This is a genomic window from Caviibacterium pharyngocola, from assembly GCF_002795405.1.
Lineage (GTDB): Bacteria > Pseudomonadota > Gammaproteobacteria > Enterobacterales > Pasteurellaceae > Caviibacterium > Caviibacterium pharyngocola.
Map to the genome: position 1 here is coordinate 23,550 of NZ_PHGZ01000014.1, position 11,713 is coordinate 35,262.

An 11,713-nucleotide genomic window follows, 5' to 3' on the forward strand; every position below is an offset into this window, starting at 1 on the left:
ATAATGACATTTTCTGTAGATAGCTATTTAGAGTATTTCCTGACCTTACTTGGCTGGATTATTAACAATGGGATATTTGGGGTGCTAATGCAAACCGGGCTATTTTTAGTGCCATTGATTGTGATCTTAATTCAAACATTTCTTGAAGTCAAAAAACAAGGGGAAGATGAGGGTAACAAAGGTGATCTACTTATTGCGTGGTTAAGCATACGTTTTTATCCGGCAATGCTTATTGTGGTACTTGCCCTTGCTCCGATTATTCCGATAACACTTTCAAACCTGGAATACAATGTGGAACGTTCAAAAACCTGTGGTTATAAAGTTCCCTTGGCTCCTCAAGATAGTGGATATGGTGCGATGGAAACAGAATTAGGCGGTCAGACTGCGCGGGTACCAATGCTATGGGGCATTATGCACGTATTGAATAAAGGTATCACACACGCATTCGTCGCAACAATTCCGTGCCAACCGGATTTACGCCAAATACGTTTTGAAGTGCAACACCAAAAAATCAATAATCCTGCATTACTCACGGAAGTCACGCAATTTGTGCAGCAGTGCTATATACCGGCACGCTTACGCGTAAAAGAAAGCCAACTGCCTCTTACACCGGCTCAAATCCAAGAAACCAGCTGGTTAGGCGGTAGCATCCTAATCTCCAATCCTGAACTCTACCCTAAATATAGGGCTCAGCAGCCGAATAAATTATTTCCTTATGACGCATATCGAGATCAGGGATTAAAAGCTGGCGCAGACGGAGGATACCCACGTTGTGATGATTGGTGGGCAAATAACAGCATCGGTTTACGAACCCGGTTGCTTGCCGATTTACGGAATAATTTATCAGCTCAAGTGACGGATTTTTTCCACGGTAAGGAAAATGGCGAAGAAGCAATATTGCGCACCGTTGTTCGACCTGAGAATATGGATATATCCCAAAGTAGCCGAGTGTATCCCGGATACGGCGGTAACGCCGATTTCTCACTATTTAATGCGTTTAATCGCGTTGCGTCAATGACTGGTACAGTTATAGGAAGTATTGCAGCATTCCCGGCTTTTGACGCAATGCGACAAGCACTTCCGATGGTCCAATCATTTCTGATAATGGCGGTGATCATTATTATGCCACTGGCTATTACATTCAGTGGATATTCACTACGGACGTTGGTCACACTAATTTTTGTCAATTTTGCCCTTGTTACAACCACATTTTGGTGGGAGCTAGCCCGTTGGTTAGATAATAAATTGATCGATATTCTTTATGGTTCTAGTACACATAGTCGGTTTAATGTGGCAGGGTTACAAAATACCGGTGATGATATGATTGTGAATTTTGTGATGGGATCATTATTTTTAGTATTACCCGCTGTATGGATGGGCGCAATGTCTTGGGCTGGAGTAACTGTCGGCACAATGGCACAACACTTTACGAAAGGAAGTAAGGATTCTCGAGTAGCCGGTGGGAAAGGTGGTAATACATTAATAAGTGCTGGCAGTAAAGCGACTAAAGACTAATAAAAAATAGCGATGATGTTGATATTCATCGCTATTTTTCTAATATCTATTCTTCCTCTTCAGTAGAGATAAGTCGTGAACCACAATACAAACCGTATCCATCAGGTCCACATTTATATTCGGAAAACTTATAATTCTTAATATTTGAAATAACACTTTCTTCAAGTTCTTCGCTTGATACACCATTTGTATCGTGCATTAAATAAAGCGCGAGTCCTATACAAACAATAGTGAGAATAATTGCAACGATATTTTGAAGTGAATATAAAACTAATCCTGTTATCAAGACACAAGCAATCTTTACCCAGACTGGGTATTTCCAATTCTTAAAATTTTTAACTAATATTCCAAGTCGATAACCAATATTTTGATTGCTCATATTGTTCTCCTATTTATGTTAGCTTGAATTGGTTAAATAATACCATCCCATACTTAATGCTATATCTAATGATATTGTTTAGTCAAGTCTCATCTATTCTTAAATAAAATTTTACGTAATAAAAAATCAAAAAAAGCAAGCGACCCATTTTAATTGAGCCACTTGCTTTTAGATAAGAATTTCTGGGTTGTTTTTCAAGGCCCAGGTCTCATTGCTTTAACATCAAATTTTTGAAAAATAGACTTACTGGTATCACATTTTACAGTTTGCATATTATCGTCTTTTTCAATATAGAGGTTTGGATCATCAATATTGATTGGTGCATTACGTGGCTGAATAAATTGAATAATATAGGAATATCCTTTATTCCTTAATGCTAAAGAACTGGTAATAAACCCTGAACCGGTGGCGATATAAGAATTAGGGTTTTGTAACACGTCTTTAATCGCATTTTTAAAGACAGTTTTACCATACTTGAATTGGTAATCATTACCGACTTTTTTTACTTCAATAGGGCTTCCATTTATCGCGGTGCAAGAAAATATAACGTCATTGCTGGCAGCCAATACAGGTGTTACGCAAAGTGCGGTTAATGCAAAAATTGTGAGTTTACGCATAATATGCTCTCCTTATGATGATGTACCTAAAATATAATCCGCTTCTTGATTTCTGCGGCGTGCATTTACCCCATTATTATTAGTTTGGCGATTCCTAACAGCCGTCGCTAATATAGTCATATCACCTGAGCTTGCAGATTGTCTGGCAGCTGTCACAACATCACTGGTGAGAGAACCATAGTTATAGGCATACGAGGTTAATGCCGCCTGTACATTCGGTGGTAATGAGTTCCACGTGGACGTTGAGACTTGTCGTCTAGCCGTATTTGCAAAAATTTGTGAACGACGCTGTAAATCTCGTTCAGCATCCGCCTGCGTTACCACGGTATCTTTAGTAACTTTTACCACTGTACCATCCGCAAGCGTTATCGTATCGGAACCATAACCGGTACGGTAAGCATTTACATCCCAATATGCCGTGGAACTAAATCCTTCAAAATTTCTCAACAACCCTGTCGCTTGTTCCAATGCGGTTCCTGTAATAGCAGTAATAGGTGAATAAGTGGATGAGCCACTACTACCTGAACTAAAAAATGATGGAAGATAAGGAGCGACATTTGATGCAGTCGGTATATCCAAGTTTATCATTTTACTCGGAATATTAATATCGCGAGGTTCTTCCATTTCTTGTTGTGATGGCGCACCATTCTGTAGGTCATAAATCCGTTTATCTTGACTATCTACCGAATTACTGTGCGAACCACTGTTCGCTTCACGATTTTGTTTATTTTGGAAAATCACATTGGCTGTATTGCTCATTATAGCCTTTTGCATATCCATTTCCAATTTCACTTGGGATATTTCACGGTCAATAATAGTCAACAGTTTTTCCAGCTCAGTTTGCGCTTGTACGTTGTTGGCCACATTTGGTTCACGCATACCAGCGAGAATAGCACGACGTGCAAGTAATATTTTTTCCATTGTTTTAGATACGGCAATTTCTGCCGCTAAACGCTGAGCTAAGACTTCGACATCCGGATCATCACGCATACTTTCAATTAAACCGCGTGTTACTGGCACAGTAGTTGAACTTAGTTCAGCTAACATCTCAACCGTAGGAATTGATGCATTTAAAACAGTTTGTAATTGCGTAACGGAACGAATGTGTTCCTCTTCGATTTCGGGACTTAAACCGGTTCCCGGACTAGCTCCTGTTTTAGAACTACAACTGGTTTTACAAGTGGAAATCGCTTTTTCTCCGACAACCTTAGTCAACCAATCAGCTGCTTCCTGTGGTGTTTTCCACGTTTGACATAGAAGCCCAGCACAATTTGTACTTGAAATCGCATTCTTTTCGGTTGCACTTCGATGATTGAGTTGGTTATAACCAGCTTTAACCACGTCTTCAACTATCTTGATGGCTTCTTGACCTTTACCGCCTTTGTTTTGTCCACCTACCCACGGACTGCCTTTTTCTCCATTATCCTCCTCTAATTTCTTTTGAGCTTTATTAGCATCAGGCTCAGTTGCCGAAATATCCTTAAAACTAGATAAATTGGCTGCCTGATTCCATTGACCACCCAAGGTATAGTCAGCAAGCCGTCTGGACATTTCTTCACAGCTGGTTTTCAACCGGTTAAAATCGAGTTTACCCTGAAATACCCCATTCGTCATCAAATCATAAAGTTGTGGATTGGCACGTTGTATTGCCATCGCCGGAAGACTGGCTACCGCTCCGGTCGCCGATTCGATCACGTTACTCATCAAATCCTTAAACCCCTCAGTTATACCGTTTAATTGGTTTTTTACTGTGGTTTTAATATCAAAATTACCGCACATTAAATTGGCTTTCCAACCGATACCAATATCAACCACATTTGAGCGCCCGCGTGATGGCGGAGCCATATAGCCTGCTCCGCCTCCTATAGAATAAAAGACTTTATCTGATATAATAGAATCTGCCTTACTGAACTCCAACTTATCCATAATGGCATTGTTAGAAGCTGCGCATAATGGATTACCTGCCATTAATATGGTTGAGAATAATAAAACCGTCAGTGGATTCTTTCTAAAATAACGCATACATTACCTCATTTAATCATTTGGTTGATACCAATCAATACTATATAAGAACTTTTGCCCTCGTCGTTTACAGCAACTATATGGTCGCCATAACGCCCAGGCATAATTACCTTGTTCGGAAAGTTGAGATGAATAAGTATCAGTTGCACCACCATTCGGAAATATAGAACAAGAACGGGACATTGCTGGTGCGAGCATTTGCCATTTATGATTATTAGCATTACCCTCTTTTACTGGTTTTGGATACCAGTTGCCTTGTCCACCAGTTTGAGCTGCAGATTGATAGATATGCAGTTGCCCAGTACGGCTCACAATATCTGCAACACGATGGGCAATGACGGCGGAAGCCTTATAATCGTGAATTTGTGTAATGGAGCCCGAACGTGGATAGATATTTCCCCATACATCACCATTGGTTTTGATTTCGCGCAACCCGAAAGTAAATGCTTCCGGATAGAACATTTCAGGCAGCCCCTGTCTCCAAGCAAAATAATCAAGACTGCTGAGAAAATACGGCATAAATGGGGTTGTTTGGCTTTTACAGTAATACCCCGCGCCTCTCAGCATTTGTGAAATTGCCCCTTGCGGATGCCCTATGGCGTCGGCGTTTTTAAAATTGAGCTGAGTGAATTGTCGTTCTGGTGATTTGTGTGCTCCGCCAGCAATACCTTGGCTAATCAAACTCATTTCACTCCACGGATTCTGCCCCTCGTGGTTGTAAACAGAAACCACTAATTCCGGAATAAAATGCCGCACTTTAACGGATGTTCGGATTTTACACCCCCAATAGGTACAAAATAACCAAAAACAGGTTCCCACCACTCGATATTCCAGACATTGTGATGACGCACTGGAAGCCATAATACTTGCTGTATTAATATTTGTGGCAACCACTCTCGGTGTATAAGGCAACATCACCGTTACTGTTGTTATCATTAAACATCGGGAAATAAGACGATTCAGTTTTGCTTTCATAGAAATGCCCCTTATCGCTGCTGACTTTGCTGTTGAAACCAAGTTAACCACCGTTGTTTTGCAGATACGATATTGGTTTCGCCATAAATAACGGTTGCAGGAAAATTCTCATATTCAAATAAAACTGCCGGCACTTTTTTTATACCATTTTGCCAGCCACTAATTACGCCTTGATAGGCATTCAATAATTGATTTTCCTTGGCTTTCCATTGTGGTGAATTAAATAATGCTCTAGCTTGATTTTCAGCAATCGCCGGATCAGTATTGAACTGACTACTGATTTGGTCTTCAATATGTTCAACTTGGTCAAGAAAATAGACATTTGTCGCTATATTTTGATGAGAAATAGCGTAATTGGATGTAGTATAAACAGTGATGGTCGGATTAATTTCCGCTGCGGTCGCACTTTGTTGACAACATAGCAATAAAGCGAGCGGATATAATGTGTGTTTAAGATACATTTCACCCACCTTTAAACAGAATGATGATCTGTATCAGATTAACAGGATGCATTAGGGATAACAGAAAAAACTCTGTATTCTCTTTTATCAGTTTTTCAGCTATTTTTGCTTGAAATTTCAACTTCCCTTTATACAATGAAATTAAGTAAGTCGCAGTGAAAGCTGCACTTCAAGTTGCTGAGTTCTTGAAAAGCAACAAGCTAGCCTGACCAAGGTAGCTGAACTCACAGCCAAAATGTACCCTAGCACGCAGAAAGGGACTCATTACTGGTTATCAGTAATGGCGTGCCACCTCAACTAGACCTTTCCAAGGGAAAACATATTCCCTTGGGGATATTGTTCTCCTGCGGAATTTTTAACATTGACCAAGGAGAATGATTCTATGAGTCACTCAACACAAAATGTAGATCTTTTTGATCCCTTTGCTGATGTTTCCCCAACTCAGCCCACCCAAAAATCCGTGTCGTTTCGCTTCGGCGAAAAATTAGGTCGCATTTTTCTGAAGTTAAAAGGAAAAATTAACCGAAAATACCGAGCGGTGACTGAGGGTATTCACCATCAAGTAGAAGCTGAGGCAGAAATGGAGCGGCTTGCTCAAGAGCAATGGCTACAAGAGCAGGTTGATGAAGTTGCTGCACAATACCATTTACAACTCAAACGTTCACGACTTCGCTATGCGTTAGTGTCAGTATCGGCATTTATTGCAGGTGGACTCAGTAGCGTACTGGTAATGGTGTACTTCTGATCTTAATTTAACATTCCGAAAGGGAAATACGGTTTCCTTTTTCGGGAGGCTCGTATTTCTCTTTATTTGATGGAGAAGATGTTATGTCTTATCGAGTCTCTATTCACCACGCAACACTTTCCGGCGTAGTCCACGGCAACCAACGTTTTCGATTATCCGCAGAAAAAATCAAAGCTCTACAAGATGCTGCAATTACGGCTTGGGAAAATCGAAAAAACAATGAAACGTCCGTGCGTTTTCTACTTCGTTGTACTGATAATTTTTTCAGCTTTATGACGGTATTTGCCAATCCTAAAGATGAAAATATGTTGATTGTGCGGCATTAGGAGGTGTTATGAAAATTTTAACCTTGATTAAACAATATTTGAGTAACATTAATCTTAAAGTTTTGAGTATAATGGCTGAGGATTGCAGAAAAATTGCAACCTTTTCAATCGGAGCCGGTATTATTGGAACTATTATAGATGCCGATAATATGACTTACTTCGAGGCTTTTTGGGCAATACTTACCGGATTATATTTTTGGGTATTAGGTACTGTATTTGCTTATATTGAAGATAAATTACGCTCAAAAGGAGAAGAAAAATGAATCCTGTTTTTTACTTATTAGGTATAGTGGCTTTAATTGGTACTATTTTTTTGGGCTTACTTTATTGGGCAAATGCAGATTTGTTATGCGATAAAAAGCAGACCAATATTTCAAAATAGTAAAGCTAAATAGCCTTTCACAAATTATTTCGGTGTAACCGAAATTTCAACTTAACCCAATGGGGACAACTATTCCCCATTGGGCATAGTTTGTTCCCATTATTTTTTGGGAGAAACAGACTATGACTATTCTACAAGATTTTTTCAACCATAAATTAGTTGAAGCTGGCTTTCCTGATGGGCTAAATATCGAGTATTCACTTTCCTATTGTCAAGGTGATGGAATGGCTTTTTACGGGACATTACCTTGTGATAGTTGGATTACGCTATACAAGCAAATCAATCCTAACAAAAGTGAAAAAGAATATCGCCGATTTGCATTTTTAAGTGAATACATTGCAAATAACGAGTATTACAACGACGTTGAAATTACTCGCAACAGCTTTGGGCATCACTACTCTCATTGGAATACAATGGAATAAAATGCAACTAGTGCGGATTATTTCGATTTTAAAGATATTCGCCACAAAGATAAACTGATTTTCATTTCAATTTGGAATGAGTTTATTGAGGATTTAGCAAATTATATCCAATGTACATCAAAAGAGCTGGAGTCTGTAGGGTATCGGATCATTGAAGTAACCTATATGGATTCATCGGATACAACCAAGACATTTAATACGGAAAATTACCGTATTGAACTCAAAGTTGAGCCAATCCCTTTTTATGCAAATTGGTGTGCGGAAGAATTTGGCTATGAAGATGTGAATGAGCTGTGTAATGCGGCAATGAATGGTGTGCGATTTGTGGATTTAACCGCAGTGGTCATTCAAAAAGAGTTAGGGATCAAAATGGGTGAAAGCTCATTAGATTATTGCTCTTATGATGAACACGATAAATCGTATGCTGGTAACAAACGTTACTTAATTCACGAAGCTATTTGTGAAGCAAGATCATTTGCTCAGTTAGCAATAAAAGCCAGTCAAAATTTGCGGCCAACCGCAATCAACTGCTGATTTTAACCCTATCGGGGAATAGTCTCCGGTATGGGAACTGTTCCCCCTTTTTTATTAGGAGAACAGTTATGAAAAGCTCAACACAATCAGATTTATACCAAAAAGTGACCGATAAAATTTTGGTCGTATTGGAAACCGGAACAAAACCTTGGCAATGTCCTTGGGACAACGCTAACGTAAATGTGAGCAGTTTCCAATTACCTTGTAACGGTGAATCCGGCCGGCTTTATTCCGGAGTAAACATTATGTTGCTTTGGATGGCTCAAATAGAAAACGGATTTACTCAACGCAAATGGGTTACGTTCAAGGGAGCAAGAAATTTAGGCGGTTCAGTACGTTCAGGTGAAAAAGCCACGGAAATCATTCTCTATCGACCAATGGAAACAGAGGAAAAAGATGATGACGGTAACATTGTTTATGATGAAAACGGCGAGCCAAAAATGAAACGCTTTGCGGTCATTCGCGGATTTTACGTATTCAATATTGAACAATGTGAGGGACTTGATGAACATTACGAACATATTGAACCTGCGAGTGAAGAATTAAAATTCGCTCTACGTCCTGAACTCAACGCATTACCATTGAAAATGGGCGTAATTGTTCAACATAGACCTCAAAATCAAGCATATTATCAACCAAGCAGTGATGTCATTGTGATGCCTGAACAAACGCAGTTTGATTCAGCTGAACAGTATTATGGTGTGTTACTACACGAAACTGCTCACGCAACAGGTCATCGCACTCGATTAAATCGAGTGGGCATTACCAACAGTGACAAATTTAGTGGCGAAAAATATGCGTTCGAGGAATTAATTGCGGAACTGACCAGTGCCTTTACTTGTGCACATTTAGGTATTTGCAATACTTATGACCAAAACGCAGCTTATCTTGACTCTTGGATAAAATGCTTGAAATCAGATAAACACGCTATTTTCAGAGCCACAGCTGCGGCCCGAGAAGCAACGGATTATTTGATGGATATTTTTGAGAACGAAGAATTAGATTTAGCGGAAGCTAACTAATTTCTTTTGCCAACACAATGAAAATTGTATTGGCTATCTGTACAAGGAGAAGATTATGTCACTTTATTCTGTAGTAGTTTATAATAAACGAACTCAACAGCAAGACCATTTCGTCATAATTCCGCAACAATTAATTCAGTGGCAAAATAGTGATGATATTGAATTAATAGAGATTAACGCTATTACCCCTTGGAGCGGTGAAAATGAAGATGGTGAATATTATGATGATCCTGAATGATAAAAAAATATCTTATGTGAATTTGATACCACTTGGTCGCCGCCTAAATCTAGGCTTCCTGAATTGTGCTATACATTTTCAAATTTATATGGTGTTGTCATACTACGAACCCGACTGTTGATTTACAAGTGTTCTTGTCGATGAACAAAAGGGAGGTTATTCTTCCAATATCAATATTGCTCCTAATGATGAAGTTCGAAAATTTGCAGAAGATTTTTTTGTGAAATTTTTGATGATGACGAGGAACAATACGTTTTAAAATACCAATACCAGCAGGTATTGGTATTTTTTTATCTTCATTTTATTGAGAATAAATACTTTTAAAAGGCGAAAATTTTAAGTTCAATTCGACCTGTCTTGATATTGTGGTACTGAGGCCAATACGATGTATATTTCAAACAAATACTATCTACTGCCCATATTTATTTTTTCTCATTACGCTAATGCCATTCAATATGGAGATATTTGCCACGTTGTAGCAGATTACTATTGGGGTGGCGTATGGGTATCTTATAGCGATAATCAACTAATTTGTGATTATTGGACAATTAATAATCTAGTTTTTGATAGTAATGAAGAAATCAATGAAGAACAATATAATACTGATAACACGACATTCGATGAAGAAACGAATGCCTATGGTAACAAATCTGCTCCAAGTGCTGAAGATTTAGAAACTGAAGCAGATGAAGAATAAAGTGTTTCTGATTATTTTGATAAACTGGTTTCCATCATATTAAATTTATGATCGATGGTAGCATCTCTAACTTTAGCTAAACTACGCCGTTCCATACCGTTCCTGCCATCATCTCCTTCGCCGCCTGGTCTTTCAAATTTTACAAAATCGTACACTTGCTTAACTAACCACTCGACAAATTCGGCCCGAGCTGTAGAGCTGTCATTTCCCGGCGCATTTAAATGTTTAAGAATTTCTAATTTCAATTTGTCTGTCATAGTGTTTTACCCTGTAACGTTAATAGTAATTGGCAAGATAACGAGTTTTAGAGAAAGAGATATAAAAAACTCTCAATCCACTTTATAGAGTTCTCTATTCTTTAATATGTAATTTACAGGCAAAATCCCTAAAAACTTAGAGTGCAGTTTTTAGGGACTGTAAAAACCTAAATATCAAAGTTTTTAGGGAATTAAATCAAGTCCCTAAAAAGTTATAACTTTTGAACATAAGAGGTAAGTATGACTATCGACTACATTACAATCTTGATAATTCTCATTCTTATTTTTGCAATTATTTTTAGTTTCTCTTCAAAACAAAATTTGAACGAAATTATAGAATTAAGGCTAGACCGAATTGATGTAGAAAATGGACTTTTTCACTGTCTAGATTATAAAAATAAAGCATTTTACTTTTATAAAAAGGATATAGCTTATTTTGAAATTGAATATGGCGAAGTTATAGAACAAATTTTTGCTGGCACAAACACAATAAGAACGATTAGACCAAAATTTGTTACATTCTTATTAAATGGAATTAAATTCCGTCTTAAAGATGTAAATGACAATCAAATAAATTTCTTTAAATTTAAAAATGAAAAACATTAATTTTTGAATAGGGGAAAGCAATGAATCCAGAAGATAATGTTAGCAGAATTAAATGTGCTATCACGAGTGCAGATCAACGAAAATTTGAAGCAAAGCCAGTATACACCTATGATATATATCTAAGTAAGGATGAATATAATGAAATGCTATTAAGTGAGAAGAAAATTTTACGTAACTGGATTCTTCAATTTTGGCAATACATTTTGTATTTTTCAACCCTTGCTTATAAATCGGCAATTATTTCCTTAGAACTTATCATTCTAATGATATTTTTTGCATTTATAACCACTGAACCAGTAAAGTCGATAAATCCTAATGAAATTATTTTAATCATAAGAAACCCCATCGCTCCATTATCCGTATTTTCTTGTTTTATTTTATTATTGTTAAATCCGTATTTACGTCATCCCCCAAATATATTTAGAAATTAAGTTTTTAAAAAACTTTATAAGAAAGCTCAAGAAAGTAATAATTTATAAAATTCAATATACTAAAATATGGAGTTATTTATATTT

18 protein-coding genes are annotated in these 11,713 nt (G+C 37.7%); 12 read left to right on the forward strand and 6 right to left on the reverse strand.

Translation table 11 applies throughout. The features are described from left to right. Positions 1-3: 3 nt before the first annotated feature. Positions 4-1,515, forward strand: coding sequence for a conjugal transfer protein TraG N-terminal domain-containing protein (locus CVP04_RS07420; RefSeq protein WP_100296885.1), 1,512 nt, complete (start codon positions 4-6; stop codon positions 1,513-1,515). A gap of 46 nt (positions 1,516-1,561) precedes the next feature. On the opposite strand, the gene CVP04_RS07425 is transcribed toward CVP04_RS07420, so the two are convergent. The 5 genes from CVP04_RS07425 to CVP04_RS07445 form a co-directional block, all read right to left on the reverse strand. Beyond that, the gene (locus CVP04_RS07425; protein WP_100296886.1) at positions 1,562-1,894 is read right to left on the reverse strand and encodes a hypothetical protein; all 333 of its coding nucleotides are present in this window, start codon (positions 1,892-1,894) and stop codon (positions 1,562-1,564) included. A gap of 194 nt (positions 1,895-2,088) precedes the next feature. Beyond that, positions 2,089-2,511, reverse strand: coding sequence for a hypothetical protein (locus tag CVP04_RS07430; RefSeq protein ID WP_100296887.1), 423 nt, complete (start codon positions 2,509-2,511; stop codon positions 2,089-2,091). 12 nt (positions 2,512-2,523) lie between these two features. Further along, a complete protein-coding gene (locus tag CVP04_RS07435) occupies positions 2,524-4,533 on the reverse strand; it encodes an integrating conjugative element protein (RefSeq protein WP_100296888.1) in 2,010 nt (669 codons plus the stop codon). Between the two features lie 12 nt (positions 4,534-4,545). Beyond that, positions 4,546-5,508, reverse strand: coding sequence for a TIGR03756 family integrating conjugative element protein (locus tag CVP04_RS07440; RefSeq protein WP_423738301.1), 963 nt, complete (start codon positions 5,506-5,508; stop codon positions 4,546-4,548). Positions 5,509-5,519: 11 nt separating this feature from the next. Beyond that, positions 5,520-5,969: a TIGR03757 family integrating conjugative element protein gene (locus CVP04_RS07445; RefSeq protein WP_100296889.1), complete on the reverse strand. Its 450-nt coding sequence runs from the start codon at positions 5,967-5,969 to the stop codon at positions 5,520-5,522. Between the two features lie 382 nt (positions 5,970-6,351). On the opposite strand from CVP04_RS07445, the gene CVP04_RS07450 reads away from it, so the two are divergent. The 9 genes from CVP04_RS07450 (at position 6,352) to CVP04_RS07485 (ending at position 10,335) form a co-directional block, all read left to right on the forward strand. After that, positions 6,352-6,714 (forward strand): hypothetical protein, encoded by a 363-nt coding sequence (locus CVP04_RS07450; RefSeq protein WP_100296890.1) that lies wholly within the window; start codon positions 6,352-6,354, stop codon positions 6,712-6,714. Positions 6,715-6,797: 83 nt separating this feature from the next. After that, on the forward strand, positions 6,798-7,040 hold the full coding sequence (locus CVP04_RS07455; RefSeq protein ID WP_100296891.1) for a hypothetical protein: 243 nt from the start codon (positions 6,798-6,800) through the stop codon (positions 7,038-7,040). An 8-nt stretch (positions 7,041-7,048) separates the two neighbouring features. Then, a complete protein-coding gene (locus tag CVP04_RS07460) occupies positions 7,049-7,303 on the forward strand; it encodes a hypothetical protein (RefSeq protein ID WP_100296892.1) in 255 nt (84 codons plus the stop codon). After that, on the forward strand, positions 7,300-7,422 hold the full coding sequence (locus CVP04_RS12435; RefSeq protein ID WP_279324767.1) for a hypothetical protein: 123 nt from the start codon (positions 7,300-7,302) through the stop codon (positions 7,420-7,422). The genes CVP04_RS07460 and CVP04_RS12435 overlap by 4 nt, the downstream gene beginning before the upstream one ends. Positions 7,423-7,544: 122 nt before the next feature. Continuing rightward, entirely contained in the window at positions 7,545-7,844 is a 300-nt protein-coding gene (locus CVP04_RS07465; RefSeq protein WP_100296893.1) for a hypothetical protein, read from the forward strand. A 165-nt stretch (positions 7,845-8,009) separates the two neighbouring features. Beyond that, complete coding sequence (locus CVP04_RS07470; RefSeq protein WP_100296894.1) at positions 8,010-8,378, forward strand: hypothetical protein; 369 nt, start codon at positions 8,010-8,012, stop codon at positions 8,376-8,378. A gap of 68 nt (positions 8,379-8,446) precedes the next feature. Beyond that, complete coding sequence (locus tag CVP04_RS07475) at positions 8,447-9,400, forward strand: ArdC family protein (protein ID WP_100296895.1); 954 nt, start codon at positions 8,447-8,449, stop codon at positions 9,398-9,400. 55 nt (positions 9,401-9,455) lie between these two features. Then, a complete protein-coding gene (locus CVP04_RS07480; RefSeq protein WP_100296896.1) occupies positions 9,456-9,638 on the forward strand; it encodes a hypothetical protein in 183 nt (60 codons plus the stop codon). A gap of 385 nt (positions 9,639-10,023) precedes the next feature. Next, positions 10,024-10,335, forward strand: coding sequence for a hypothetical protein (locus CVP04_RS07485; protein WP_100296897.1), 312 nt, complete (start codon positions 10,024-10,026; stop codon positions 10,333-10,335). Between the two features lie 11 nt (positions 10,336-10,346). On the opposite strand, the gene CVP04_RS07490 is transcribed toward CVP04_RS07485, so the two are convergent. Next, complete coding sequence (locus tag CVP04_RS07490) at positions 10,347-10,592, reverse strand: hypothetical protein (RefSeq protein ID WP_207761623.1); 246 nt, start codon at positions 10,590-10,592, stop codon at positions 10,347-10,349. Positions 10,593-10,832: 240 nt separating this feature from the next. Between CVP04_RS07490 and CVP04_RS07495 the strand changes: the two genes are divergently transcribed. After that, on the forward strand, positions 10,833-11,198 hold the full coding sequence (locus CVP04_RS07495; protein ID WP_100296898.1) for a hypothetical protein: 366 nt from the start codon (positions 10,833-10,835) through the stop codon (positions 11,196-11,198). A 20-nt stretch (positions 11,199-11,218) separates the two neighbouring features. Next, entirely contained in the window at positions 11,219-11,629 is a 411-nt protein-coding gene (locus CVP04_RS07500; RefSeq protein WP_100296899.1) for a hypothetical protein, read from the forward strand. The last annotated feature ends 84 nt before the right edge of the window (positions 11,630-11,713 follow it).